The organism is Allomuricauda sp. F6463D (genome assembly GCF_023015965.1).
Lineage (GTDB): Bacteria > Bacteroidota > Bacteroidia > Flavobacteriales > Flavobacteriaceae > Flagellimonas.
Genome location: NZ_JALKAN010000002.1, coordinates 1 through 25501, shown reverse-complemented (window position 1 = coordinate 25501; position 25501 = coordinate 1). Strand labels below are relative to the sequence as shown.

Sequence of the window (25501 nt, the reverse complement as noted above, 5' to 3'; positions counted from 1 at the left end):
TACATTTGTTCATTGACTAATTCAAATATATAGTAATGAACATACCATCAGAATTAAAGTATACAAAAGACCATGAGTGGATTAAGGTGGATGGAGATATCGCCACCGTAGGTATTACCGATTTTGCCCAAAGTGAACTTGGAGATATAGTTTATGTGGAAGTGGAGACTTTGGATGAAACATTGGATAAAGAAGAGGTATTTGGTACTGTTGAAGCCGTGAAAACAGTTTCAGATCTTTTTTTACCATTGAGTGGAGAGATAGTTGAGTTTAATGAATCTCTGGAAGATGAGCCCGAAAAGGTGAATTCAGACCCTTATGGCGATGGTTGGATGATAAAAATAAAAATCAGTGAGGCCTCGGAAATAGATGGCCTTATGAGTGCTGAAGATTACAAGGCATTGATAGGTGCTTAAAAAATACAAATACACAATACTGTTTGTAAGCTGGGCAATGTTCATAACAATGCTCAGCTTATTTTCTTTCTCGGGTATGGATTTGGATACAGGAAGTTTAAATGTCCCATACGCCGATAAAATCACACATTTTATATTTTATTCTGGGTTCGCTTTTTTGGGAGTGTTATGTTTTCGTGAGCGAACTAATGGAGTCTTAAATATAAATAGAACTATTAGGATTGTGGTGATTACAGCTATTGTCTATGGCATAATTATTGAGATATTACAGTATACCGTTACAACGGATAGAATGGCCGAATTTGGTGATGTATTAGCCAATATTTTAGGCACATTTGCAGGGATTGGGTTGATTAGATGGGGTTTTTCCAAGAAAAACCCGTTAAAATGGAAATTTTAATTGTTTATTTAACCAATTAATAATTAAATTAGCAAACACTAAATTTAGAAAAGGAAAAAGGATGGAACCAAAAAAGAACCCAAAAGCGGACGTAGGTAGAAACAGTGCACTCTATTTTGTTATAGGATTGGCAGCTGTTTTGGCTTTGGTCTACGGAGCCATGGAGTGGAAAAAATATGACGAGGTCAGTAACTACGACATTTCAATGAATGTTGAAGACCAATTGGATGAAGAAGTGCCAATGACCGAGCAAATTAAAACACCGCCACCGCCACCGCCACCTGCTGCCCCGGAAATAATCGAGGTTGTAGAAGATGAAGAAGAAGTGGAAGAAACCGTTATCGAGTCCACGGAAACAAGTCAAGAGGAAGAGGTAATTGAAATTGAAGAAGTAGAAGTTGAAGAGGTGGAAGAGGATATTAGTGTTCCTTTTGCCGTAATTGAAGATGTTCCTGTATTTCCAGGTTGCGAAGGGGCAAGTGATAAGAAAGCTTGTTTCCAAGAAATGATGCAGAAACACATCCGTAAAAACTTCCGTTACCCTGAAATTGCTCAGGAAATGGGTGTTCAAGGTAGGGTAAGCGTTATTTTCGTTATTCAACAAGATGGTAGTATAGGTAATATTAGAATGCGTGGACCAGACAAGAACTTGGAGGCCGAAGCAATGCGTATTATCAAAAAATTGCCAAATATGACTCCTGGGAAACAGAGAGGTAGAGCAGTAAAAGTACCTTTTAGTATTCCAATTACATTTAAGTTGCAGTAAAATTTATATTGTTCCTGTCGAGACAGGAATGGAAAAAGCCCGGGTGATATCTTCACTCGGGCTTTTTTGGCTTTAAGCATAACTATCATAAAACATCGTCTTTGGTTGCAAAAGATGTACACTGGCGTTATCTTTGCCAGCCAATAAACATGTGGATGAAATCTGCCGTAGGTTCTGTAAAAAATAACACCCTTTCCTTGCTCTTTACTGATTTTAAGGAGATTACTAAGGCTAGGTTGGCTATCAGTGTGGTTTTTTCGTCCATTGCTGGATATCTGTTGGGAGCCTATGAGATTGATCTTTTATCCTTACTCTTGCTCATGTTTGGTGGTTACTGTATGGTAGGGGCATCAAACGCCTTTAATCAAATTATAGAAAGAGATTTGGACGCTTTAATGAAGCGAACCAAAAATAGGCCTATCCCTTCAGGTAGAATATCTGTAAGTACTGCGATGATCATCGCGGTACTCCTCACAATACTTGGCATATTGGCACTTTTTGCACTAAGCCCAAAAACGGCTATGTTTGGAGCCATTTCAATCTTTTTGTATACTAGTGTGTACACTCCATTAAAAACCAAGTCACCGCTGTCTGTTTTTGTTGGGGCGTTTCCCGGAGCCATCCCTTTTATGTTGGGCTGGGTTGCTGCAACTGACGAATTTGGTATAGAACCAGGTACATTGTTCATGATTCAATTTTTCTGGCAGTTCCCTCATTTTTGGGCGCTTGGTTGGATGCTTGATGAAGACTATAAACAAGCTGGGTTTAAAATGTTGCCTACGGGTAATAAAGATAAAGGCACTGCATTGCAAATTATTCTTTATACCATATGGATGATTGTTATTTCAATTATTCCGGTATTTGGTTTTACAGGACGTTTGCATCTTTCCATTTCCGCTGCAGCAATAGTATTGTTAGCTGGATTGGCGATGCTATTTTTTGCATTCAAACTATACGAGAATAGGGACAATCCATCAGCTCGAAAGCTAATGTTGGCCAGTGTTACTTACATATCATTGATTCAAATAGTATACGTAATAGATAAGTTTATAAGTTAATATGGATTTGACCCAAGGAACAGCAAAAGAGAAGAATGCGAGAGCAAAAAAAATGATGCTCTGGTTTGGTATAGTGAGTTTGGTTATGAGCTTTGCTGGTTGGACCAGTGCTTATATCGTAAGCAGTAAAAGGGAGGATTGGGTGAGCGATTTGGAGCTTCCAGGTGCATTTTTTATAAGTACAGCCATAATAATTTTAAGTAGTATTACCTATTTTATGGCAAAAAAGGCAGTAGGTAAAAACAATCAAAAGTTGGGAACCACACTCTTGTTCACCACTTTGGCCTTGGGAATTACCTTTATCTCATTGCAATTTGTCGGATTTTCACAAATGTTGGAGAGCGGATATTATTTTACCGGTCCTACTAGTAATATAAAAATGTCCTACGTATTTTTGTTGGCAGCGGTACACATCGCACACGTTGTTGCTGGTTTAGTAACACTTTTGGTGGTTTTGGTACGGCAAATTGGAAATAAATACAACCCGGAAAATATGCTGGGGATGGAATTGGGAGCCACTTTCTGGCATTTTTTGGATTTTATATGGGTATATCTAATTCTATTTATGTATTTCGTGAAATAAATTTTGATTGAAGCAGTTTTCATTCAAGTTTATCTTTTCCAATAAATCAAAAAATGTAAATTTGTGAAAGTTTTAATAAAACGACCTTTTATATGGATGCAACGGTAAGTACCGGTACAGAAGACAGTGTTTGGGGAGGTGGAAATAAACCTCTGGGCGCTAGCTATGGAAAAATGATGATGTGGTTTTTTATCATGTCGGATGCCTTGACTTTTTCTGGATTTTTAATAGCCTACGGCTTTTCAAGGTTCAAGTTCATAGAACTATGGCCTATAGCCGATGAGGTATTTACGCACGTTCCTTTTTTCCATGGGAACTACCCCATGTATTATGTGGCCTTTATGACCTTTATTTTGATTATGTCCTCGGTGACCATGGTGCTTGCTGTGGATGCTGGTCATAAATTAAAGCAAAAGAAGGTTACGCTTTATATGTTTCTTACCATAATTGGTGGTATCATCTTTGTGGGTTCGCAAGCATGGGAATGGGCAACATTTATAAAAGGAGATTACGGAGCCGTAGAAACCAACTCAGGTAGAATCCTTCAATTTGTGAATGCAGAAACAGGTGAAAGAGCCGCTTTGGCCGATTTTGCCGAAACACTTCCAAGCGAAAGGGTGAAACACCAATCGAGTGAAGGTATTTGGTTTGAAGCGGAAGGATCCCAAACCTCTTACTCCTTAAATGAAGTTGTGGAAGGATTCAAAGCAACGCCAAATATTTTAATTCGTACCGAACAGTTGAACGAAGAGGGCGAAAAAACCCTATTGGATAGAAAAGAATCCTTGGCAAAAATACTGGATGCCAATCAAGTGGTTGAAGGGGCCAACCTTGTTCATAATGAATATGGGCACAGACTATTTGCCGATTTCTTTTTCTTTATCACAGGATTCCACGGATTCCACGTATTCAGTGGTATCGTAATCAATATTATTATATTCTTTAATGTAATATTGGGTACTTATGAACGTAGAGGCCATTACGAAATGGTCGAAAAAGTTGGACTGTACTGGCACTTTGTGGATTTGGTATGGGTATTCGTATTTACATTCTTTTATTTGGTTTAAAAAATTGACTATAAATGGCACACGAGCATAAACTTGCAATTTTCAGAGGACTTTTAAAATTTAAGTCCAACACCCAAAAAATTTGGGGTGTACTTATTTTCCTTTCCATAGTAACAATTATAGAAGTTGTATTGGGGATAATAAAGCCGAGGGCACTTACCCATAGCTACTTTTTGGGTATGAAGTTGCTTAACTGGATATTCATCATCTTAACATTGGTAAAGGCATATTATATTGCATGGGATTTTATGCACCTAAGAGATGAGAAAACTTCTTTGAGAAGGGTAATTGTTTGGACTCCCGTATTCCTTGTTTTTTATTTAATGTTTATTCTACTTTTTGAAGCAGATTACATCTATAGCGTATTTAAGGATGGTTTTATAACCTGGGACTTTTAAGAACTTATTTAACAGAACAAAAAGACGGTTTTCCAACCGTCTTTTTTTATTTTTGTACGGTTCAATACTATGAAAAAGAAAATAGTTTTAGCAGTCCTTTTTATTCTCCCTGTAGTGGTGTATTTATTTTTTGCATCAGGGGTAAATAATTTTGGACGCTTGCCCGTACTTAGTGAAAACATTTCAAATGTTTCCACGTTCCACCCCACTGTACAACTCAAAGATAAAATCACGATTTTGGGTTTTTTGGGAAACAATATTGATGCCAAGCAAGGGAATGCTTTTAATTTAAACCAAAAAATATATAAAAGGTTTGGCGATTTCAACGATTTTCAAATTGTAATGATCGTTCCCAATGGGTATGAAGAACAAATAGCCGAATTGAAGAATGAACTTGGCAAATTGTCCGATGTTGACAAATGGCATTTTACTTTTGGTACCGAAACTGAAATAAAAGAGTTTTTCAAATCATTAAAAACAAATATAGATTTGGATGAAAACTTATTCACCCCCAATGTTTTTATAATTGACAAAGACCTTAAGTTAAGGGGGAGAAATGATGATGAAGATGAAGGTGTGAAATATGGTTTTGACACCTCTTCCGTAGCCGAATTGAATAATAAAATGGTGGACGATGTCAAGATTATCTTGGCTGAATATCGTTTGGCCTTAAAAAAGAACAATGCCGACAGGAGCAAATAATAAAAGAAAACACACCTACGTTTGGGTCTCTGCGATTATTTTAATTTTCGGAATATTTGCCGTTTACGAAATTACTAAACGTGTTAAAACTGGTACAATTGTCGAAAACGACCGCATAAGCGCCAGTTCCAAAGATGTACAAGTAGGTTTTGTTGTGAACCAAGGCGAAAAACGAAAAGTGCCCAACTTTTCATTTTATAATCAAGACAGCGTTTTGGTCACCAATAAAGACTATTTGGGCAAAGTATATGTGGTCGATTTCTTTTTTACTACCTGTCCTACCATTTGCCCGGTAATGACCAAGAACTTAGTGGAACTTCAAAACACTTTTCCAAATAATGATGATTTCGGAGTTGCATCCTTTACAATAAACCCAAGATATGATACCCCATCCGTATTAACTGAATATGCCAACAAATATGGGATTACCGATGAAGATTGGAATTTGCTTACAGGTAATCAAGATGAGATATATCAATTGGCGCAAGAAGGGTTTTATATCTTTGCCAATGAAGATGAGGAAGCCCCTGGAGGTTTTGAGCATTCCGGTATGTTCGCATTGGTTGATAAAAATGGGTACATTCGTTCACGTAAGGATGAATTTGGTAACCCGATTATTTATTACCGAGGAACCATTACCGAGGAACAAGGGGTAAACGCCGAGGGGGAGACCCAACAAATTACCATCTTAAAAGAGGATATTAAAAAACTGTTGGAAGAATGACAGAGGAGATTTCTATAAAAGAGAAAAGGTACAATAGACTTATTACCATTACTTCAGTCGCGATACCATTGGTAGTCGCCTTATTGTTTGGATATAAGATCCCAAACGCAAAGCCATTGTCTTTTTTGCCCCCAATATATGCAGGAATCAATGGCCTTACTGCCATTTTACTAATTATAGCTATTATAGCCATTAAAAACGGGCGTCAATTGATCCATCGTAGATTAATGACCGCCAATATTGTATTGTCAGCACTGTTTTTGGTTATGTACGTAGCCTATCACATGACTTCCGAAACCACTATTTTTGGCGGCGAGGGTCCTATTAAATTTATTTATTATTTTATTTTGATGACGCACATAGTGTTGTCCATCTCGGTAATCCCCTTGGTATTGATAACGTATTCCAAAGTTTATTTGGATGATTTTGAAAGCCATAGGCAATGGGCCAAATACACCTTTCCAATCTGGCTGTATGTTGCGATTACGGGCGTTTTGGTATATATCATGATTTCACCTTATTACCCTTATTAATTTTTCCATGAAAATAAAATTCTTGATTGTACTGCTTATTCTATTGGTTCTTCCCACTGTTATGGAAGCACAGTGTGCCATGTGCCGTGCAGTTGTGGAAAGCGAATCTGATGGAAAAACAGCAGAAGCAATCAATAATGGAATTGTTTACCTAATGGTAATTCCCTACATTTTGATAGCTGGCCTATTTTATTTCATTTATAAAAAAATGAGAGGCTAGAAAACCCTTGTGAAGAATTTTCTCTTCAAGCTACTTTAATTGGATTAATGCTGTTCGTTTGCGTAATTCATTGATCAAAATTACGAACCATTGTTTTTCGTATATAAATGATACGTGAATTGTGGTACTAATTGAAAATGTAGCTACCATGTTTTTATGAACAATCACAATCCTTTTGATCACAGGTTAAAAAAAAAATAAAACTTTTTGTAACAAATCAACAACAGTTGAGTCTTATTAGCAGAGGTTAAAGTAAGATAGCTAACTACACCAATCATGATAGAAATTAAAGATCTTCATAAGTCCTATAGAATGGGGAGTAACTCCCTCCATGTTTTAAAAGGAATTAATTTTAATGTTGGCGAAGGAGAACTAGTTGCCATTATGGGATCTTCAGGGTCGGGAAAATCAACCTTGTTGAACATTCTGGGAATGTTAGACGGCGCTGACACCGGGGAATATACCTTGGATGGTGTACCTATCAAAAACTTGAGCGAAACCAAAGCTGCCCAATATAGAAACAAGTTCTTGGGATTTATTTTTCAATCCTTTAACCTGATAAATTATAAAAGCGCTTTGGAAAACGTAGCGCTTCCACTGTATTACCAAAAAGTACCCAGAAAAGAACGCCAAGAAAAAGCCTTGAAGTATTTGGAAAGAGTTGGCTTAAAACCCTGGGCACACCATTTGCCCAGTGAACTTTCTGGAGGACAAAAACAAAGGGTGGCCATTGCACGTGCCATGGCTGCAGAACCCAAGGTCCTATTGGCAGATGAGCCCACTGGAGCTTTGGACAGTAAAACTTCTTACGAGGTAATGGATCTTATCCAAAAAATTAATGATGACGGCAATACCATTTTGGTGGTAACCCACGAGGAGGATATTGCTCATATGTGCAAACGTATAGTACACCTAAAGGATGGTATTATAGTAGAGGATAAAAAAATCGAACAGGTAAGAGCGGAACAATATGTTTGATCGGGATATTTGGCAGGAAATTTTCAATACGCTTAAGACCAATAAGCTGAGGACCTTTTTGACAGGTTTCTCCGTGGGGTGGGCCATTTTTATTTTGGTGATGCTCCTCGCCTCGGTAAACGGTATGCAAAACGGTTTCACTGGTCAATTTAACGATGATGCCACCAACTCCATTTTTGTGCGTCCAGGAACCACTTCAAAGGCATACGGCGGTTTTGAAGCAGGTAGACGTATCCAGTTGAAGAACGAAGACTTAGAATACATCAAACAAAGCTTTCCGGACGATATTGAATACATAAGTGCCAGATATTACGCCAATGCAACGGCAAGATATAAAAGCGAAACAGGGTCGTATTCCGTTCACGCCACCCATCCAGATCATCAAGCGATAGAAAAAACATTGGTAGTCGCAGGTCGGTATATTAACGAAGCCGATGTCATCAACAAGGCAAAAGTTGCGGTCATTGGTAGAAAAGTGGCAGAAGACCTTTTTAAAAAGGAAGAACCATTGGGGAAATTTATAGAGTTCAATGGTTTGCCTTTTAGAGTAATTGGAGTTTTTACGGATGATGGTGACGATAATGCGGAAAGAAGGGTGTACGCTCCGGTAAGCACTTATCAACGTATTTATGGAAATACTAATGATATCAATGTCATAGCATTGACATATAACCCAACCTACGATTTATCCAAAGCACTGGAGTTTTCGGAACGATTGGAAATTCTTATGAAACGCAGATACAAAATTGATCCAGAAGATCAAGCCGGTCTTTATGTATGGAACTACGCAGAAGCATTTGATAATATCAGCAGCTTTACCGCGGTACTGAAGGGTATCGGTATCGGTGTTGGCTTTTTAATACTCATTGCTGGGATTGTGGGCATCGGTAATATCATGGTATTTACAATCAAGGAAAGAACAAAAGAAATCGGGGTGAGGAAAGCCCTTGGGGCAAGACCCCGTCAAATAGTGAACCTAGTATTGTTGGAGTCCGTTTTTATCACTGCCATTTCTGGCTTCGTGGGACTGTTGTTTGCCTGGATGATATTGGCCGCAGTAGGGCCAATGATTCAGACGCCGGCTTTTAGCAATCCTTCGGTAAACCTTTCCACAGTGGTCACGGCCACTATTATTCTAATAATTGCAGGAGTATTGGCGGGACTGTTACCAGCTATGAAAGCCGCAAACGTTAAACCCATTGTAGCACTAAGTGATAAATAGATATGTGGTTATTTGATAGGGACTTGTGGATAGAAATTTTTCATACGCTGGGCAAAAATATGTTCAGGACCTTTCTCACTATGCTGGGAGTCATCTTCGCCATGGTCATTTTGGTGCTGTTGTTGGGGTCGGCCAATGGTATGAGCAACGGGTTCAATAAACTTTTCGCTGGAACGGCATCAAACAGTTTGTTTGTTTGGGGACAATCCACCTCCGAACCCTACAAGGGTTTTGAACGTGGACGTAGAATCCGATACAAAGTTGAAGATGCCGACATCCTTAAAAAACAGATACCGGAAATTGAGGTGTTGGCGCCACGGATTGAGCTTGGAAGTCACAGAGGTGTTGTGACCGTATACCGAAATGGGCAAACCAGTGGTTCTGCGGTGTATGGTGATTTTCCGGAAATAGACAATATCACCAAAAAGAAATTGGTGGAAGGCAGATTCCTGAACCAGAATGATATCGAAGGTTCAAAAAAAGTATGTGTTATTGGAGAAGAAACCTATAAACTTCTTTTTGATAAAGGAGAAAAGGCGATAGGACAAGATATACGAATCAATGGAATTTATTTTTCCGTTGTGGGTATTTATAAGCCCAATAATAATATCAATATCGATGGGGAAAACGCAGTATTTATACCTTTTACTACCTTCCAAAGAGCCTTCAATTCTGGCGACCGAATGGGGTGGATGGCAATAGCCGTCGAGGATAATACCCCGGTGCCATTCGTTGAAAAGCAAATCAAGGATATTCTAAAGGCCAAATATGATATACATCCGGATGATGAGCGTGCCATAGGTAGTTTTGATATGTCGGAAATATTCAACAATATCACCGCATTTACCACGGTGCTCAAGGGATTTTCATTTTTTGTTGGAATCTTTACACTATTGGCAGGTGTGATTGCCATTAGTAACATCCTTTTAATTACCGTAAAAGAACGTACACAAGAAATTGGGGTGAGACGAGCCTTGGGGGCCACTCCCAAGGTTGTGAAACGTCAGATCGTAGTGGAAGCTATTGTTTTGACAGCCTTTGCCGGATTGATAGGTTTTGCAATAGCCGTAGGAATTTTATCCATATTGGATGCCATGTTCGGTAGTGGGGATGATTTTCCTTTTGTAAAACCAATGATCAGTGTGCCGCAGTTTATCATATCATTTGTTCTAATGGTGGGACTGAGTGTGCTCATCGGATTGTTGCCGGCCAACCGAGCTGTAAAGATTAAGCCCATAGATGCATTAAGAGAAGAATAATAATCAACACAATTAAATAACGAAATCAAATACACAGTAATGAACAAGTATGTAAAATACGGATTGATAGGGGTAGGGGTCATTGGTATTTTGGCCGCGACCGTATACTTTTTAAAGCAGAATAGTACTCCAGTGGAGTTGTATAAAACAGAAACTGCCGAACGTAAGGATATAGTGAACAAGGTAATTGTTACTGGAAAGGTTATTCCTGAGGATGAGATCAACATCAAACCTCAAATATCCGGGATTATAGATAAGATCCATTTGGATGAAGGTGTAAGAGTACAATCAGGAGACCTGATCGCGGTAATTAAAGTTGTTCCCAACGAACAATCCATGAACCAAGCAGCAGGTAGGGTCCGTAATGCCGAGCTGGCGCTTAACAATGCTAAATTGGAATATGACCGAAATAAGACCTTGTTTGAAAGAGGTGTTATTTCCAATCAGGATTACAACAACTTAAAGTTGACTTATGAGCAAGCTATGCAAGAATTAAAGAATGCACAGGCAGATTACCAGATTATTAGAAAAGGTTCGGCCGGAGGATCAGCAAGTGCCAATACCAATATTAGAGCGACGGTCTCAGGGACCATCTTGGAAATTCCCGTAAAAGAGGGAGATCAAGTGATTCAAAGTAACAATTTTAATGATGGTACCACTATTGCTACCATTGCCGATATGAACCAGATGATTTTTGAAGGTGAAGTAGATGAGGCCGAAGTAGGAAAGCTACATGTTGGAATGCCATTAGAGATTAGTTTGGGAGCATTGGAAGAACAAAAGTTTAATGCGAAACTCAAGTTTATTGCCCCCAAAGGTGTAGAAGAAGAAGGAGCGGTCCAGTTTAAAATTGAAGGTGATTTGGACGTTACAGCAAGTGACAGCACATCATATGTTAGAGCTGGTTATAGTGCCAATGCATCTATAGTTTTAGAGGAGAAGAAAGATGTACTCTCTCTAAAAGAAGCATTGCTTCAATTTGATAAGGAAACCGAAAAGCCATATGTAGAAGTGGAAGTTGGAGAAAACGAATTTGAACGTAGAGATCTTGAGCTCGGTGTAAGTGACGGCATTGATGTAGAAATAGTTTCCGGGATTGGTGAAGATGATAAAATTAAGGTTTGGAACAAGCTTGAGAAAAAATCTGACGAAGATTAATCTATGCGGACCATCATTTTAACAACCAAAATCAAAAAACGAATGAAAAATAGCATAACATTGGTTCTATTGTTGTTTGCCATCACTTTTTCGAGTGCACAGGCGCGTCAATGGACATTACAGGAATGTGTGGAATATGCAGTGGAAAACAATCTGTCCGTAGAGCAATTTGAACTGGATTTGGAGAACGCTAAAATTGATAAATCCGATGCTGTGGGTAATTTGCTTCCCAGTTTGAATGGTTCAACTTCGGCATCAAGTAATACGGGTTTTTCCATTAATCCAACAAACAACTTGCCAACAAATAGCACGGCCAATAATCTTAATCTTAGCGCAACTTCCAGTATAACCTTGTTTGATGGGTTAAGAAACATAAATCAGTTGAACAGGGCCAAAATGAGTGCCATTGCGAGTCAATATAGATTAGATAACCTAAAGGACGATATCCGGTTGAACGTAGCTAATGCCTATTTGCAAGTAGTATCCAATAAAGAACAACTGAAAACCTTTAGGGCACAATATGCCGTTACGGAACAGGATTTAAAACGAACCAAGGAATTGGTGGAATCCGGTGTTCTTCCACGTGGCGACCTGTTGGAAATAGAAGCGACTGCTGCCAACCAAGAACAACAAATAATTAATGGTGAAAGTTTGGTGTTGATATCCAGAGTAAATCTTGCTCAATTATTACAGATAACAGATTACGAAAATTTTGATATTGCAGAGGAAGAATTTGCTATTCCCCCTTCCGATATTCTTAAAAACTCTCCGAAGGTTATTTTTGATAAAGCTTTGGGATTCAGAAACGATATCAAATTTTCAGAAACTACTGTAGATCTTGCCAAAGAAGACCTTAAAATAGCCAAAGGGGCATATTTGCCAACCTTGTCCGCTTTCTTCCAGTATGGCACAAGGTATTCCGATGTAACCCAAATACCAGATGGGGATGGATTACCTTACACACCAAGTTTAACAGACCAACTGTGGATTTTTGATGGGATCAGTTATGGAGCACAGTTAAATGTTCCGATTTTTAATGGATGGAGCACGCGTAACAATGTAATGAGGTCTAAAATTAGTTTGGAAAAGGCCAAATTGCAGTTGGAGCAAGATAAACTGGATCTGGAAAATGTTATTCAACAAGCATATGTTGATGTAGGTACATTTGAAAAAGCGTATGCAGCTGCCGAAAAAACACTTGAAGCAAGAAGTTTGGCCTATGATTATGCAAAAGAACGCTATGAAGTAGGGTTGATGAATGCTTTTGATTTTAGCCAAGCGCAATCTAGAGTAGAGAATGCCCAGGCCGATGTGATCCGAACCAAGTACGATTATATTTTTAGATTGAAAATTTTGGAGTTCTACTTTGGCATTCCCATTTCATTAAACTAGTATCTTTGTGGCCGCTATGGCCATAATATTACATTTAGAAACCGCAACTACCAATTGCTCCGTCAGCATTTCCAGGGATGATGAAATTATTGTCCTAAAAGAAAATAATGCAGTGAGTTATTCGCACTCGGAACAATTGCACCTGTATATAAAAGAAGCCTTGAAAGAGGCTTCTTTGTCATTATCGGACATGGATGCTGTTGCCATCAGCAAAGGTCCAGGGTCTTATACAGGACTCCGTATCGGAGTGTCAGCTGCAAAAGGACTGTGTTTTTCTTTGGATATACCCTTAATTTCCGTTCCAACGCTTCAAAGTATGGCTCACCAAGTGGATGTAGAAATAGGGGCATTAATAATTCCTGTGTTGGATGCCAGACGCATGGAAGTATATTCCAGTGTGTTTGATTCCGATTATAAAGAAGTGCGCGAAACCCGAGCAGAGGTCATCAATGAAAACTCTTTCGCAGAGTATATTGAAGAAAACAAGGTTTATGTTGTGGGCAGTGGGGCCGAAAAATGTAGGGGTGTCGTACAACACCCCAACTTTATTTTCGATGAATCCGTAGTTCCCTCGGCCAAGGACATGGTTTCGATAGCCATTAAAAAATTTGGTTCGAAACAATTTGAAGATGTAGCCTACTTTGAGCCCTACTACCTCAAGGATTTTGTCCTACAACAGAAAAAGAAGAAAAATTAATCTTCAGCGGTTTTGTGCATGACTCGTTGTGGGAACGGAATTTCAATCCCAGCGGCATCAAAACGTAATTTTGTTTGTTCGATCACGTAAAAATGTGCCGACCAAAAAACATCATTGTTTGCCCAGAAACGTAAGGTAAGATTAACAGAACTATCGCCCAATTCACCTACATAAACCTCTGGGGCAGGCTCCGTATTGATATCTGGATTGTCGGCGCAAATCTTTAATAGAATTTCTTTTGCCTCCTTAATATTGGAGCCATACCCGATGCCTACATCAAACTTGTCCCTACGAGTTTTTTCCATATTATAATTGATTACGTTTCCGTTGGATAATTGTCCATTGGGGATAATGGCAATTTGATTTCCAAACGTATTCAATTTTGTATTGAAAATAGAAATTTCTTTAACTGCTCCGTCCACACCTTGTGCGGAAATCCAATCACCAACCTTAAAGGGTTTAAAGACGAGAATAAGTACACCACCAGCAAAATTGGCAAGTGATCCTTGAAGTGCTAAACCAATAGCTAGTCCAGCAGCACCTACTATAGCTACCAGAGAAGATGTTTTAACCCCTAATTGAGTAATTACCAAAACAAACAGCAATATTTTAAGTGTAATGCTGATGAAACTCTGTAAAAAAGTTTCAAGGGTTTCGTCGTAATCTTTTTTGATGAAGAACCGACGTGTCATTTTATTAATAAACTTGATGACCCAAAGGCCAATGAAAAAAATTACTATGGCTAAAATAAGATTTGGAATAACTCCAAAAGCCCATTCAATAGCTTGGTCTACATATTTTTGATAATTCTCTAATTCTTTCATAATAGTTTTAGTTTAATAACAACGTAATTAATATTGAGGTGAAATAAAAGAAAAGGTTTTTAAACAATTGTTAATGTTAAGGAGTTATAGCTGTTCCAAGACTTCTTTGGCGCTAGTGACCGGGAGCTTGCATACACCTTCGCTACATACATGGGCAAGGGTTTTTCCGGGTAAGGCCCTGTTTTTTAGCAATGCTATGGTTCCATTTTTTTGGGACCCGACCAAGATACTATTGGGTACATACGCTTTGTTTATTTCTTGTCCCATGGTTTTATAGTTTTTGCCAACAATGGCGATTTCATAAAAATTTTGATTTAGGTACAGTACCAAATGCAACCAGTTGGAAAAACCTTGTGCCCTGCGATCAAAATCTTTTTGAACGTTCTTTAGCATCTGCTTGGCTATAGCAACATAGTTTTCTTCCGGATAGAGCTTATGAAATTTAAACAGATTTACGGCCATCATGGAGTTGGAGGATGAAATCACATTGTCGTCCACTTCTATGGTTCTCCTGATTAAAGATTGATCTTTGTCCGAGGTGTAGAAGAACATGCCCGAAGTATTGTCCCAAAAGTGTTTTTTGGAATATTCGAGCAGGCTTTTGGCCAAATTGAGCCAAGTTTCATCAAAAGTAACCTCATATAGTGAAAAGTAGGCATCAATTACTGTGGCATAATCGTCTAAAAAACCGTTGATGGTGCTCTTGCCATCTTTATGGTTGCGATACAAGGAAAAGTCTTTAGCTATCATTTCACGAGAAATAAAGGTTGCATTCTTCAATGCAAGATCTAGGTATTGTTGGTCACCTACATAGCGATAGGCATCCACAAGTCCCTTTAACATTAAACCATTCCAAGAAGTCAAAATTTTATTGTCCAATCGTGGTTTAGGACGGGTTGCTCTTTCTTTTTTCAACAGGCTGAGGTTTTCTTTCAGTTTATTTCTCAGCTCGGCTACAGTAATCTCGTATTTTTGCGCAATTTCTTCATCGCTCTTGTCCCTGATGAGTACATAGTTTTCTTCTTCCCAATGTCCGTAGGAATTAATATTGAAGTAGTCACCAAAAGTTTCAAAATCATTGCCCAACAAATTAATAAGCTCCGTTTTGGTCCAGATGTAGTATGCCCCTTCTTGCAATTCACCGTTTTTGTCAAGACTATCGGCATCCAAAGAGGAATAGAACCCACCACATTTATCCAACAGCTCTTCTTGCACAAAACCAATGGTCTCCTCGACCACATTTTTGTACAATACATTTTTCGTTACAGCATAGGCCTTGGCGTATAGGCTTGTCAGCTGACCATTATCGTACAGCATCTTTTCAAAATGGGGTACATGCCATTTGGTGTCTACAGCATATCGGGCAAACCCACCGCCTACATGGTCATAAATTCCCCCATAGGCCATTCTGGTAAGCGTAATGTCCACAAACTCCATTAGCTCTGGTTTTTTGTTTACCGTGGCGTAATGCAATAAAAAATCCCAGTTATTGGGCATCATAAATTTAGGAGCACGTTTATGGCCTCCCAAAAAAGTGTCGAAGTATTGTGACCAATGCTGTACTGCTTTATCTAACTCTTCTAAAGTGAATAGGTCACTTTGTTTATCGTTCTCCACCATGTTTATGGTTTGGAGTCCATTGGTAAGGTCTGTGGCGTACTGTACTACCTTTGGTTTATCTTTTTTATAAAGTTCAGCGAGTTGGTTCAGGGAATTTATCCAATTGTCTTTTGGGGCATATGTTGCGCCCCAAAATGGCCTTCCATCCGGTAGCGCAACAATGTTGAGCGGCCATCCACCTTGACCTGATATCATTTGGATGGCATCCATGTAAATCTGATCTACATCTGGTCGTTCTTCCCGATCTATTTTTATAGTGATGAAATGCTCGTTCATAACCTTGGCTACCTGTTCATCTTCAAAACATTCCGTTTCCATTACGTGACACCAATGACAGGCTGCATACCCTATACTTATAAGTAAAAGCTTATCTTCTTTTTTGGCCTTTTCCAATATATTGGGATGCCAAGCTTCCCAATGTACGGGGTTATGTGCATGCTGCAAAAGGTATGGACTTGTTTCGTGGATAAGGGCATTGGTATATTTACGGGTCACTTTATTTGATTTTGATTAACAGTTTTGGCCATAAAAAAATGCGTCCTTTAAAGGACGCATTTTATAAAAGTGGTCTTAAATTACTTAACCTCAAAGGTAATCTTAACGTTTACCCGATAATCGTCTATCTTTCCATCTTTTACTGTGGCACTTTGCTCATTGATGTAGATGGAACGTATATTTTTCACTGATCTTGAGGCTTGTTCCAACGCTTGGTTGGTTGCATCTTCCCAGCTTTTTCCGGAATTAGCCAATACTTCTATAACTTTTAAAACTGCCATGTACAATGTATTTTTATGATTCCTTTGAATATAAGAAATTTTGACTGAAATACGGCAGTAAAACGAGCTAAATTAGCCGTTAAGGGCCACCACTTCCTTTATTTTTTCGCCCATCATGTTCTTTAGCATTGTCTCAATACCATTCTTTAAGGTAAACGTGGACGATGGACAACCACTACAAGCACCCTGAAGGATAACACTTACGGTACCGCTTTCTTCCTCATAGGACTGAAAAAGAATATTTCCACCATCACTAGCTACGGCCGGCTTCACGTATTCTTCCAAAATATCTATGATTTGTTGGGAAGTATCATCGTAATTGGTCTGTGTGGTGGTTTGCTCCACCATTTCCTTAGTTTTTTGGATGGCTTCCACTGTTACAACGTCCTTTCCATCAGCTAAATAATCCCTGATAAATTCACGCAGCTGCATGTTGATTTCTTCCCAATCCGCTACCTCATACTTTGTTACGGACACGTAGTTTTCATCCATAAAAACCTCTTTGACAAATGGTAGATGAAACAGTTCCTTGGCTAAGGGAGAATCTTTGGCCTCATCAATATTTTTAAACTCGTAAGTAGAGGGAACAATGCGTTTATTGGACACAAACTTCATAACCGCTGGGTTAGGGGTTACTTCGGCATATACTGTGATAGGTTGTTTCTTTTTGATTTCTTCCTCCTTCACCACGGGCTCACCGGCATTTAGGTATTCCACCAATTGCTGGGCCACCTCATCCTTTACATCATCCCATTCCACAATGTCAAAACGCTCCAAAGCCACAAAATTGCTGGAAATGTACACTGTTTTAACAAATGGAAGGTAGAAAAGTTGTTGTGCCAAAGGCGAATCTTTGGCTTCATCTATATTTTTAAACTCATAGTTGCCCTTTACCAAAAAATGGTTCGCCTCCAATTTGATTATCTTGGGGTTATTGGTCGAAACTACTGTTATATTGTATTCTTTCATCATGAATCTTTGGCACAAAAGTACCAATACTTAAGATGTACAGCAAAATATTATAATAATGTGTGAAGCATACCGTTATCTTATTGTTTTATTGCATTGAACAATCATTTAGCCCCAACCGTCACATGAGACGTATCTTAACCTCAATTATCATTGCCCTGTTGTTTGGGTCGATGGCCAAGGCACAGGAAGGTATTCCCGTGTATTTTGATTACTTGGCAGACAATTATTATTTGGTCTACCCGTCCATGGCAGGGATTTCTGAAGGTACCAAAATCCGTTTGACAGCTCGAAAACAGTGGTTCAATGTGGATGAGGCGCCCAGTTTGCAAACCTTGAACATTAATTCCAGGGTTGGTGAGCGCAGTGGGATAGGGGGTATACTTTTTAACGATTCCAATGGTTACCATTCACAAACAGGTTTTAAGGCTACCTATGCCCATCATTTACAATTGGCAGGAGATTTTAGAACGCTCAACCAATTATCTTTTGGATTGAGTGCAGGTGTCATTTTAAGCAGCTTGGACGAGACTGAATTTGTATCTGTGATTCCAGACCCAGTGGTTACCGGAGTAAAAAATACTTCGAGCTATTTTAATGTTGATCTAGGGGCATCGTATAACTATTTGGAATTTTATGCACATGCTGCCATTTTAAATATATTGGGAAGTGGTCGTGACCTGTACACTGCCGCCGAATTTGATAATTTGAGACGTTACCTTTTCTCTGTAGGATATGTTTTTGGAAGAACTACCCGTATAGAACCTTCCATTTTGTTTCAGATGACGGATTTTACCAAAGAAAAAACCGTGGATTTGAACGCCAAAGTGTACCGGGATGTAAGTTTTGGCACCGTATGGGCTGGACTCTCTTACCGAAGAAGCTTTGATGGAGCACAATACCAAGCCAATGGAGAATTTGGGGAGCAACGGTTACAGTTGTTCACGCCGATTATAGGGGTGAATGTAAACAAGTTTATGTTTTCCTATAATTATTCCTATCAATCTGGAGATATTCGTTTTGATAACGGAGGTTTCCACCAAATTACTTTAGGGTACGATTTTGGACAGAGCGATCAAGGCAAACGATACGATTGTTATTGTCCAGCAGCCAACAACTAAAATAGCCCACCCATATTGGGCAGGCCATTTAGAATAAACGGTACTAAAGTAAGCCTAATCCCAAGTAAAATTTTTCCTTGAAGCCTGAGCTTTTATGGCAGACAACATGGCACTTTCAAGCTCGCCTGTTTCTTCTTTTTGATGTTCAGCTATGTAAGCTTCACGTTTGTTGTTGAGTTCCTGTATCTGTTTTTGGATTTCTTCGCGTTCCGTTTTCTTTTGTTTTACATAAGCCTTGATTTCATTTTCAGATTTTCCTTGAAGCTCCTCGGGAAGCTCTTTGTCCTTCAATTCTGAAATAATGGATTCATCTTCCTCTGCCGCATCCACCAAATCCCATTGTGAGTTGTTGTACAATCTAGAGCTTTTGCTCACTGCGCGTTTTACAAATGCTACTTCCTCCAGTTCTGCGGCATTGGCATCCTGCACGGATTGCAATTCTTTCTTTTGTCTGCCCATCGAACCATAGGAAACATAGGTATTGTTCAATTTGGAATTTAACCTGATAATGACATCATCGTATGGAGTTTCAATGTGTACCACTTGTCTGTTGTGGTCTATGGCCATGTATTCCCCACCGGTGAGCATAGCTCCCTTTTTCCACATGGTAGAGATGCCTTGTTCGTAATTGCCACAAAAAATAGTGTTCACGATCACATCCTTTTCCTTGGCATTGGTAGCTGCATCCGTATAATTTAGTTTCCCTTGTGTAAAAGGCTCATTGCCCGCTATAAAAATCATCTTTAAGTCGTCCGCATTTTTCCCCCAATCCAATTGTTTTAAAGAATTATGGATTACTTGGCCACAGTATTCTTCACCTCCATTGGTGGTCAAAGAAAAAAGCTTTTCCGAGATTTCATCCAGATCATTGCTAAACCCTAAAACCTGTCGAATGTAGCCTTCACGGGATGATAGATTGTCATTTCCATACTCATAAAGTGCAATTTGAAGTGATGGTCTTACGTTGGTGCCACATTTGGCATGGGTAAATTCGTTTACAATATCCCATAATTGTGCTTTGGCTTGATTGATTAGCCCGTCCATACTATTACTGGTGTCCAGTAATAGCGCAATCTTTGCGTATTGGTTTGCAGGTTTTGCATCGCTATATTGGATTTCCAATGTTGGTTTTTCTTCGTTTTGTGCTTTTAGATTATAACCATAGCTTGTTCCCGTTATACATAGCAAAAGAGCTGAGCTCAATAGATAATTTATTTGTTTCATGATATAATGGTTTTTTTAATGTTGGGGTAAATGTATCGGCATCTTTATGTATTTAAAATCGTAAATGAGTGAAGTGGAGCTTTACATGAGTAACCGGAACCATTGACTTAGTTAGCGGGCACTATCGTAGTGTTTTTCACCTAGTTTCGGTACCATCCTATTTTTTAAAATGCTTTGGAAGCAGTATGTTTACCTAAGTTATGGTTCGGAAAGTATACATAATAATAGTGGTGTTGATGACCTCCTTGAGCGCTTTTGCCCAGATTGGCAACAATCAGGATGTGTTGGAGATCAAAGGTACTGTTAAGGGAAGAGAGAACTATGTGCCCATTTCTGGTGTGCGGGTTTCTACGGATAAGGGCACGTACACGACTACCAATGCGTTGGGCGAGTTTAATATAAAAGCATCCATTGGGGATGTGTTGATTATTGAGGGAGCAGAGTTGGAAACAGTGCGTTATCCAATAAAGTCGGACGAGAAAGTAGATGTGCTTGTGGAAGGATATAAAAATGGTACTCCGTCAAAAAAAGAAAAACGTGGGATTTCGGGTGCAATGACCAACTTAAGGGATCATCAGCGTTTTTTGGACTCGGCCACTGTTTATAAAAAGACCGATTTTGAAAAAAGTATCGACTTTATTGCTCGTTCCATTGAGCCTTTGGGCAGTTCAGGGAACAAACGTGAACTATCATCCTCTTTAAGGGCCCTTGGTGAAATATATATGATCCATGGACAGTATGATCTAGCCATAGATAATTTGAAAGATGCACTGGCTGCCCAAGAATCCAATGAGACAAAAGTTATGTTGGGCCAGGCCTATGTCTTGACCTCGGATTATGAAAATGCAATCGTTACATTAGAGCCATTGGTGGAAGTTAAGAACATGGTGCCCTACCAACGGATACTGCTTTTTGAAACCTTGGGAGATGCCAATAAAGGACTGTCCCACCTTGATAAAGCACAGGACTACTATCAAGAAGGACTCCTCATTGCCGAAAAAAACCAGGTTTCACCCAAAGAAATTGATTTGAGTTCTAAAATCGCAGATGTCTTTGCAAGTGAAGACAAGGTAATCGAAGCAGAAGGGTTTTATCAAAATTCGTTAAGCCTTTCAAAGCAAGTGGCGCCAGAACGTTTGATTCAGGAAAGTGAAAAAGTAGCAGATTTTTACAATCAAAAGAATCGCTACGATGATGAGATCCAATTACGCAAAAAAAACTTGAACGAACTTGAACAATTGCCAAAAACCACTTTGGCAAAAGAGGAAAAGTTCGGAACGTTAAAGGATACCATTACCTCACAGCGCATCAACTACAAAATAGCCAACGCCTACATCGCCCAAGACAAACTGGACGAGGCCATTCCCTATCTCGAAAAAAGTATTGTGGAAGCCGATAAGGACGATGATTTAGCAGTACAAAAAGATGCCACTCGAAAATTGTCCGAAGTGTACCGAAACAAGGGCGATTATACCAAGGCCTTGGAATCCTATCAGGACTATGTGGCAGTGGTGGATAGTTTGTACGTGCGAAAGGAACAGGAAATATCACGTGCATCCCGTTTTAATCGAGAGATAGCGAATACCCAAAACCGTATATCCAGTTTGGAACAAGATCGGGAACTTAGCCAAAGCAAGTATAGTTTGGCGGTTACCGAACAACAGTTGTACGAGGAGACCAGCAAACGTCAAAAATGGATTATTTATTCCCTTGTTTTTGGGATTGCCTTTATGGCGATCACTGCCTTTTTGTACTATAGGAGCAACAAGCAGCAAAAACTGGCCAATAACCTTTTGGCCCTCAAATCGCTCCGTACCCAAATGAATCCACATTTTATTTTCAACGCGCTCAACTCCGTAAACAATTATATCGCCAAGAGCGACGAGCGGAGTGCCAACCGGTTTTTGAGCGAGTTCTCCGTGCTGATGCGCAGTGTGCTTGAGAATTCCGAAGAGGATTTTATTCCTTTGGCCAAGGAATTGGAGCTGTTGGAACTCTATGTGAAACTGGAACATTCACGTTTTTCGGATAAGTTTGACTTTGAAATCGAAGTAGAAAACCAAATAGATGTAGATGCTTTCCAAATTCCGCCCATGTTGCTTCAGCCGTACATCGAAAATGCAATTTGGCATGGGTTGCGATATAAGGATGAGAAGGGATTTTTAAAAATACGGGTAAAACAAATCACCAATGATATGTTGGAAATCTGTATCGAGGATAACGGTATCGGAAGGAAGAAGTCTGCCGAGTTGAAGACTACCAACCAAAAGAAACAAAAATCGAAGGGTATGGGCAACATTCAAAAACGAATCCAAATCTTGAACGATATGTATAAAAATAGAGTGGATGTTTCCATTACCGACCTAAATGATGATAAAACTGGAACTAGGGTATCCCTTAAACTTAAAAAACAATGATGGAATTAAAAGCGGTCATTGTGGAAGACGAAGCGAATAGTCGGGAAATCCTTCGGAACTATTTGGCTAAGTATTGCGAGGGTGTACAACTAATGGGGGAGGGGGGTACCATCCAAGAAGGCCTTGAGCAAATCAAAAAACACAGTCCGGACCTGGTTTTTTTGGATGTGGAGATGCCCTTTGGCAATGCCTTTGATTTGTTGGACAAGATTCCTGACCGCACCTTTGAGACCATTTTTGTCACGGCCTATAATCAATATGCAATGGATGCCCTTAATCATCATGCGGCTTATTATTTAATGAAACCCATCAATATTGATGAATTGATCAAGGCGGTGGATTATGTTCGTTCGGTAAAGGAAAAAGAAAACGCTTTGGAAGGACAGGTCCTTCAGGCTAAATCCATTCATACTTCTGGGAAAATCACATTGCCCCAACAAGATGGCTTCCAAGTGCTGGACGTGTCCGATATTTACTTCTGCAAAGCCGATGACAACTATACCGAAATCTACCTGGAAAATAAAAAGATAGTGGTGAGCAAAACCCTCAAGTATTTTGATGAGGCACTGCAACCGTACTCTTTTGCTCGCATTCATAAATCCTATTTGGTCAATGTATCCGAGGTAGTGAAATACAAAAAAGGAAAAGGTGGCAGCGTAGTGCTTTCCAATGGCAAGGAACTTTCCGTATCCGCGTCCAAAAAAGCCGATCTTTTATCGTTTTTTAAATAAATTGCCCCTTATTTAAATCAGCACTTAGGTCAATAAACCTCAAAAACTTATAATTTAATGATTATCAAAACCGTAAGAGGAAAATCACCCGAAATAGGAGAAGATTGTTTTATCGCCGAAAACGCCACCATTGTGGGCGAGGTTAGCATGGGCAACCAATGTAGTGTTTGGTTCAATGCTGTGATCCGTGGCGATGTCCATTTTATAAAAATGGGCAACAAAGTAAATGTGCAAGATGGGGCGGTAATCCATTGTACCTATCAAAAATCCCCAACAACCATTGGTAATAATGTATCCATTGGGCATAATGCCCTTGTACATGGCTGCACTATAAAAGACAATGTGCTAGTTGGAATGGGAAGCATAATTATGGACGATTGTGTGGTGGAGAGCAACTCCATTATAGCTGCCGGTGCGGTAGTTACCAAAGGTACCCATGTGGAGGCTGGAAGTATCTACGCTGGGATGCCCGCCAAAAAAATAAAGGATATCAGTCCCGAACTTTCGAAGGGGGAGATAGATAGGATTGCCGAAAATTATGTAAAATATTCTAGCTGGTTCAAAGAAGATTGATGTATGTAAGGTTGCGCGGCCTTCAATGAATCCAGCAATTGAGCGTATGGCCATTCAAAAGCTATCAAAGAATATTCCCTATTTTTGTTCCACTTAAAAAAACTCGACTAAGATGAACGCATATATTTTTCCAGGACAGGGCGCACAATTTGTAGGTATGGGCCTAGATTTGTTCGAAAACCATACAGAAGCAAAGGAACTTTTTCAAAAAGCAAACGATATTCTTGGGTTTTCCATAACCAATATCATGTTCGAGGGGAATGCCGAGGATCTAAAACAGACCAAGGTGACGCAACCGGCCATTTTTTTGCATTCCGTGATCCTGAGCAAGGTATTGGGCGATAATTTCAGACCCGATATGGTAGCAGGGCATTCCTTGGGGGAGTTTTCTGCCTTGGTGGCGAACGGCACCCTAAATTTTGAAGACGGTTTAAAATTGGTGTCCCAACGTGCTTTGGCCATGCAAAAAGCCTGTGAAAAACAACCCAGTACCATGGCCGCTGTTTTAGGCTTGGAAGATGAGGTGGTGGAAAAAATTACCGCAGAGGTGGAAGGTATTGTAGTACCGGCCAACTATAACTGTCCCGGACAATTGGTGATTTCCGGTGAGGTGGATGCCGTAAACATAGCCTGTGAAAAAATGAAAGAGGCCGGGGCTAGAAGAGCATTGTTATTGCCTGTGGGAGGTGCGTTCCATTCCCCTTTGATGGAACCTGCCCGCGAAGAATTGGCCGCAGCCATAGAATCCACGGAATTTAAGAAGCCCAGCTGTCCCATTTATCAAAATGTGACCACTACAGCAGTATCCGATGCCGAGGAAATAAAAAAGAATTTGATATTGCAGTTGACCGCTCCCGTAAAGTGGACGCAAAGCGTGCAACAAATGGTAAAAGACGGGGCCACATCCTTTGTGGAAGTGGGGCCTGGCAAGGTATTGCAAGGCTTGGTAAAGAAAATTCACCGAGAGGCCGAAACCAGCTCTGCAGTGGTTTCGTAGGCAAGCAACACAGTTTATCCGATTAAATGGAAATTTAAACTAATAGGCGAGGATGTTCCTCGCCTTTTTTGTAATATTGGGGGCTACCAAATCACCTACTTTTTGCAATGTGTTTAACCCAATTGAAACTGATTGAACCGGTGATGTCGAACTTACATACAAAAGCCTCAACTATGCTTCCTATCATTTTTGGACGTTTCGGTCTATTAGGGTTCTTTTTTCTCTTTTTGGGAATTGGAACTGGCTTTGGGCAGACTGTCTCGATAGACGACCCGGCTCCTGTTGCGGAGGGCGATGCGCTCACCGCGACGTTGACCTTCACGGTCAGTCTTGACGTTGCGGACCCGTTGAACGCCACCACGGTCAACTATACCATAAGCGGCGGAAACGAGGACGGCACGACGGCGGATGTTGTCATCCCCGCGAACAGCACGAGTGCGACGATAGATGTCACGACCAACGGTGACACGGTGATCGAGGCCGACGAGGTGGTCACCGTTACCCTGAACTCCACTGACAACGGGACGCTCAGTGCAACTGATGGCGAGGGGACGAGCAGTTTCACGGACGACGACTCGGTGGTTGTCTCGATAGACGACCCGGCTCCTGTTGCGGAGGGCGATGCGCTCACCGCGACGTTGACCTTCACGGTCAGTCTTGACGTTGCGGACCCGTT

At 39.9% G+C, this 25501-nt stretch carries 28 protein-coding genes; 23 read left to right on the top strand and 5 right to left on the bottom strand.

Annotated elements, in window-relative coordinates; all coding sequences use genetic code 11:
* Nucleotides 1–35: 35 nt before the first annotated feature.
* The 17 genes from gcvH to tsaB all read left to right on the top strand — a co-directional run bounded on the left by gcvH (nucleotide 36) and on the right by tsaB (nucleotide 13573).
* A complete protein-coding gene (gcvH, locus tag MWU56_RS08715) occupies nucleotides 36–416 on the top strand; it encodes a glycine cleavage system protein GcvH (protein ID WP_247043770.1) in 381 nt (126 codons plus the stop codon).
* Between the two features lie 49 nt (nucleotides 417–465).
* Nucleotides 466–816, top strand: coding sequence for a VanZ family protein (locus MWU56_RS08710; RefSeq protein WP_247043769.1), 351 nt, complete (start codon nucleotides 466–468; stop codon nucleotides 814–816).
* 61 nt (nucleotides 817–877) lie between these two features.
* Nucleotides 878–1582 carry an energy transducer TonB gene (locus tag MWU56_RS08705; RefSeq protein ID WP_247043767.1) on the top strand — a complete coding sequence of 235 codons (705 nt, stop codon included), beginning with the start codon at nucleotides 878–880 and terminating at the stop codon, nucleotides 1580–1582.
* A 155-nt stretch (nucleotides 1583–1737) separates the two neighbouring features.
* The gene (gene cyoE / locus MWU56_RS08700) at nucleotides 1738–2640 is read left to right on the top strand and encodes a heme o synthase (RefSeq protein ID WP_247043765.1); all 903 of its coding nucleotides are present in this window, start codon (nucleotides 1738–1740) and stop codon (nucleotides 2638–2640) included.
* A 1-nt stretch (nucleotide 2641) separates the two neighbouring features.
* Complete coding sequence (locus MWU56_RS08695) at nucleotides 2642–3223, top strand: heme-copper oxidase subunit III (RefSeq protein WP_247043763.1); 582 nt, start codon at nucleotides 2642–2644, stop codon at nucleotides 3221–3223.
* 92 nt (nucleotides 3224–3315) lie between these two features.
* A complete protein-coding gene (locus tag MWU56_RS08690; RefSeq protein WP_247043761.1) occupies nucleotides 3316–4290 on the top strand; it encodes a cytochrome c oxidase subunit 3 in 975 nt (324 codons plus the stop codon).
* 14 nt (nucleotides 4291–4304) lie between these two features.
* A complete protein-coding gene (locus tag MWU56_RS08685) occupies nucleotides 4305–4688 on the top strand; it encodes a cytochrome C oxidase subunit IV family protein (protein WP_247043760.1) in 384 nt (127 codons plus the stop codon).
* Nucleotides 4689–4757: 69 nt separating this feature from the next.
* On the top strand, nucleotides 4758–5390 hold the full coding sequence (locus MWU56_RS08680; RefSeq protein WP_247043759.1) for a hypothetical protein: 633 nt from the start codon (nucleotides 4758–4760) through the stop codon (nucleotides 5388–5390).
* Complete coding sequence (locus MWU56_RS08675) at nucleotides 5371–6114, top strand: SCO family protein (RefSeq protein WP_247043758.1); 744 nt, start codon at nucleotides 5371–5373, stop codon at nucleotides 6112–6114. The genes MWU56_RS08680 and MWU56_RS08675 overlap by 20 nt, the downstream gene beginning before the upstream one ends.
* Complete coding sequence (locus MWU56_RS08670) at nucleotides 6111–6647, top strand: DUF420 domain-containing protein (RefSeq protein ID WP_247043757.1); 537 nt, start codon at nucleotides 6111–6113, stop codon at nucleotides 6645–6647. The genes MWU56_RS08675 and MWU56_RS08670 overlap by 4 nt, the downstream gene beginning before the upstream one ends.
* A 7-nt stretch (nucleotides 6648–6654) precedes the next feature.
* Nucleotides 6655–6867 carry a hypothetical protein gene (locus MWU56_RS08665; RefSeq protein ID WP_247043756.1) on the top strand — a complete coding sequence of 71 codons (213 nt, stop codon included), beginning with the start codon at nucleotides 6655–6657 and terminating at the stop codon, nucleotides 6865–6867.
* A gap of 276 nt (nucleotides 6868–7143) precedes the next feature.
* A complete protein-coding gene (locus MWU56_RS08660) occupies nucleotides 7144–7845 on the top strand; it encodes an ABC transporter ATP-binding protein (protein ID WP_247043755.1) in 702 nt (233 codons plus the stop codon).
* Complete coding sequence (locus MWU56_RS08655; RefSeq protein WP_247043753.1) at nucleotides 7838–9067, top strand: ABC transporter permease; 1230 nt, start codon at nucleotides 7838–7840, stop codon at nucleotides 9065–9067. The genes MWU56_RS08660 and MWU56_RS08655 overlap by 8 nt, the downstream gene beginning before the upstream one ends.
* Before the next feature lie 59 nt (nucleotides 9068–9126).
* The gene (locus MWU56_RS08650) at nucleotides 9127–10326 is read left to right on the top strand and encodes an ABC transporter permease (RefSeq protein ID WP_247043751.1); all 1200 of its coding nucleotides are present in this window, start codon (nucleotides 9127–9129) and stop codon (nucleotides 10324–10326) included.
* A 39-nt stretch (nucleotides 10327–10365) separates the two neighbouring features.
* Complete coding sequence (locus tag MWU56_RS08645; protein WP_247043749.1) at nucleotides 10366–11484, top strand: efflux RND transporter periplasmic adaptor subunit; 1119 nt, start codon at nucleotides 10366–10368, stop codon at nucleotides 11482–11484.
* A 42-nt stretch (nucleotides 11485–11526) separates the two neighbouring features.
* A complete protein-coding gene (locus MWU56_RS08640; RefSeq protein ID WP_247043747.1) occupies nucleotides 11527–12876 on the top strand; it encodes a TolC family protein in 1350 nt (449 codons plus the stop codon).
* A gap of 16 nt (nucleotides 12877–12892) precedes the next feature.
* Complete coding sequence (gene tsaB / locus MWU56_RS08635) at nucleotides 12893–13573, top strand: tRNA (adenosine(37)-N6)-threonylcarbamoyltransferase complex dimerization subunit type 1 TsaB (RefSeq protein ID WP_247043746.1); 681 nt, start codon at nucleotides 12893–12895, stop codon at nucleotides 13571–13573.
* Here the strand turns inward: tsaB and MWU56_RS08630 are convergent.
* The 4 genes from MWU56_RS08630 to MWU56_RS08615 form a co-directional block, all read right to left on the bottom strand.
* Nucleotides 13570–14397 carry a mechanosensitive ion channel family protein gene (locus MWU56_RS08630; protein WP_247043744.1) on the bottom strand — a complete coding sequence of 276 codons (828 nt, stop codon included), beginning with the start codon at nucleotides 14395–14397 and terminating at the stop codon, nucleotides 13570–13572. The two genes, tsaB and MWU56_RS08630, sit on opposite strands and share 4 nt — an antisense overlap.
* An 84-nt stretch (nucleotides 14398–14481) precedes the next feature.
* A complete protein-coding gene (locus MWU56_RS08625) occupies nucleotides 14482–16512 on the bottom strand; it encodes a thioredoxin domain-containing protein (protein WP_247043743.1) in 2031 nt (676 codons plus the stop codon).
* 80 nt (nucleotides 16513–16592) lie between these two features.
* A complete protein-coding gene (locus tag MWU56_RS08620) occupies nucleotides 16593–16793 on the bottom strand; it encodes a dodecin family protein (RefSeq protein WP_247043742.1) in 201 nt (66 codons plus the stop codon).
* Nucleotides 16794–16865: 72 nt separating this feature from the next.
* Nucleotides 16866–17762: a NifU family protein gene (locus tag MWU56_RS08615; RefSeq protein WP_247045218.1), complete on the bottom strand. Its 897-nt coding sequence runs from the start codon at nucleotides 17760–17762 to the stop codon at nucleotides 16866–16868.
* A 125-nt stretch (nucleotides 17763–17887) separates the two neighbouring features.
* Here MWU56_RS08615 and MWU56_RS08610 point away from each other — a divergent pair, with 125 nt between their 5' ends.
* Nucleotides 17888–18883, top strand: a complete 996-nt coding sequence (locus MWU56_RS08610; RefSeq protein WP_247043741.1) for a type IX secretion system membrane protein PorP/SprF — start codon at nucleotides 17888–17890, stop codon at nucleotides 18881–18883.
* A gap of 54 nt (nucleotides 18884–18937) precedes the next feature.
* On the opposite strand, the gene MWU56_RS08605 is transcribed toward MWU56_RS08610, so the two are convergent.
* Entirely contained in the window at nucleotides 18938–20107 is a 1170-nt protein-coding gene (locus MWU56_RS08605; RefSeq protein WP_247043740.1) for a vWA domain-containing protein, read from the bottom strand.
* Nucleotides 20108–20307: 200 nt separating this feature from the next.
* Here MWU56_RS08605 and MWU56_RS08600 point away from each other — a divergent pair, with 200 nt between their 5' ends.
* The 5 genes from MWU56_RS08600 to MWU56_RS08580 form a co-directional block, all read left to right on the top strand.
* Complete coding sequence (locus MWU56_RS08600) at nucleotides 20308–22524, top strand: histidine kinase (RefSeq protein WP_247043739.1); 2217 nt, start codon at nucleotides 20308–20310, stop codon at nucleotides 22522–22524.
* Nucleotides 22524–23255, top strand: coding sequence for a LytR/AlgR family response regulator transcription factor (locus MWU56_RS08595; RefSeq protein ID WP_247045216.1), 732 nt, complete (start codon nucleotides 22524–22526; stop codon nucleotides 23253–23255). Before MWU56_RS08600 ends, MWU56_RS08595 begins: the two co-directional genes overlap by 1 nt.
* A gap of 57 nt (nucleotides 23256–23312) precedes the next feature.
* Complete coding sequence (locus MWU56_RS08590) at nucleotides 23313–23828, top strand: gamma carbonic anhydrase family protein (protein WP_247043738.1); 516 nt, start codon at nucleotides 23313–23315, stop codon at nucleotides 23826–23828.
* Between the two features lie 112 nt (nucleotides 23829–23940).
* Nucleotides 23941–24825, top strand: coding sequence for an ACP S-malonyltransferase (gene fabD, locus MWU56_RS08585; RefSeq protein WP_247043736.1), 885 nt, complete (start codon nucleotides 23941–23943; stop codon nucleotides 24823–24825).
* Between the two features lie 173 nt (nucleotides 24826–24998).
* The coding region (locus tag MWU56_RS08580) for a hypothetical protein (RefSeq protein WP_247043734.1) at nucleotides 24999–25501 on the top strand (503 nt) is incomplete at its 3' end.

Bases quoted from the DNA above. Each gene is read 5' to 3' on its own strand.
- MWU56_RS08675 (WP_247043758.1), top strand. From the start codon at position 5,371: ATGCCGACAGGAGCAAATAATAAAAGAAAACACACCTACGTTTGGGTC.
- gcvH (WP_247043770.1), top strand. From the start codon at position 36: ATGAACATACCATCAGAATTAAAGTATACAAAAGACCATGAGTGGATT.
- MWU56_RS08660 (WP_247043755.1), top strand. From the start codon at position 7,144: ATGATAGAAATTAAAGATCTTCATAAGTCCTATAGAATGGGGAGTAAC.
- cyoE (WP_247043765.1), top strand. From the start codon at position 1,738: ATGAAATCTGCCGTAGGTTCTGTAAAAAATAACACCCTTTCCTTGCTC.
- MWU56_RS08710 (WP_247043769.1), top strand. From the start codon at position 466: ATGCTCAGCTTATTTTCTTTCTCGGGTATGGATTTGGATACAGGAAGT.
- tsaB (WP_247043746.1), top strand. From the start codon at position 12,893: ATGGCCATAATATTACATTTAGAAACCGCAACTACCAATTGCTCCGTC.
- MWU56_RS08690 (WP_247043761.1), top strand. From the start codon at position 3,316: ATGGATGCAACGGTAAGTACCGGTACAGAAGACAGTGTTTGGGGAGGT.
- MWU56_RS08600 (WP_247043739.1), top strand. From the start codon at position 20,308: ATGGTTCGGAAAGTATACATAATAATAGTGGTGTTGATGACCTCCTTG.
- MWU56_RS08705 (WP_247043767.1), top strand. From the start codon at position 878: ATGGAACCAAAAAAGAACCCAAAAGCGGACGTAGGTAGAAACAGTGCA.
- MWU56_RS08620 (WP_247043742.1), bottom strand. From the start codon at position 16,793: ATGGCAGTTTTAAAAGTTATAGAAGTATTGGCTAATTCCGGAAAAAGC.
- MWU56_RS08640 (WP_247043747.1), top strand. From the start codon at position 11,527: ATGAAAAATAGCATAACATTGGTTCTATTGTTGTTTGCCATCACTTTT.
- MWU56_RS08630 (WP_247043744.1), bottom strand. From the start codon at position 14,397: ATGAAAGAATTAGAGAATTATCAAAAATATGTAGACCAAGCTATTGAA.
- MWU56_RS08590 (WP_247043738.1), top strand. From the start codon at position 23,313: ATGATTATCAAAACCGTAAGAGGAAAATCACCCGAAATAGGAGAAGAT.
- MWU56_RS08665 (WP_247043756.1), top strand. From the start codon at position 6,655: ATGAAAATAAAATTCTTGATTGTACTGCTTATTCTATTGGTTCTTCCC.
- MWU56_RS08685 (WP_247043760.1), top strand. From the start codon at position 4,305: ATGGCACACGAGCATAAACTTGCAATTTTCAGAGGACTTTTAAAATTT.
- MWU56_RS08615 (WP_247045218.1), bottom strand. From the start codon at position 17,762: ATGAAAGAATACAATATAACAGTAGTTTCGACCAATAACCCCAAGATA.
- MWU56_RS08610 (WP_247043741.1), top strand. From the start codon at position 17,888: ATGAGACGTATCTTAACCTCAATTATCATTGCCCTGTTGTTTGGGTCG.
- MWU56_RS08650 (WP_247043751.1), top strand. From the start codon at position 9,127: ATGTTCAGGACCTTTCTCACTATGCTGGGAGTCATCTTCGCCATGGTC.
- MWU56_RS08670 (WP_247043757.1), top strand. From the start codon at position 6,111: ATGACAGAGGAGATTTCTATAAAAGAGAAAAGGTACAATAGACTTATT.
- MWU56_RS08645 (WP_247043749.1), top strand. From the start codon at position 10,366: ATGAACAAGTATGTAAAATACGGATTGATAGGGGTAGGGGTCATTGGT.
- MWU56_RS08680 (WP_247043759.1), top strand. From the start codon at position 4,758: ATGAAAAAGAAAATAGTTTTAGCAGTCCTTTTTATTCTCCCTGTAGTG.
- MWU56_RS08595 (WP_247045216.1), top strand. From the start codon at position 22,524: ATGGAATTAAAAGCGGTCATTGTGGAAGACGAAGCGAATAGTCGGGAA.
- MWU56_RS08655 (WP_247043753.1), top strand. From the start codon at position 7,838: ATGTTTGATCGGGATATTTGGCAGGAAATTTTCAATACGCTTAAGACC.
- MWU56_RS08695 (WP_247043763.1), top strand. From the start codon at position 2,642: ATGGATTTGACCCAAGGAACAGCAAAAGAGAAGAATGCGAGAGCAAAA.
- MWU56_RS08605 (WP_247043740.1), bottom strand. From the start codon at position 20,107: ATGAAACAAATAAATTATCTATTGAGCTCAGCTCTTTTGCTATGTATA.
- fabD (WP_247043736.1), top strand. From the start codon at position 23,941: ATGAACGCATATATTTTTCCAGGACAGGGCGCACAATTTGTAGGTATG.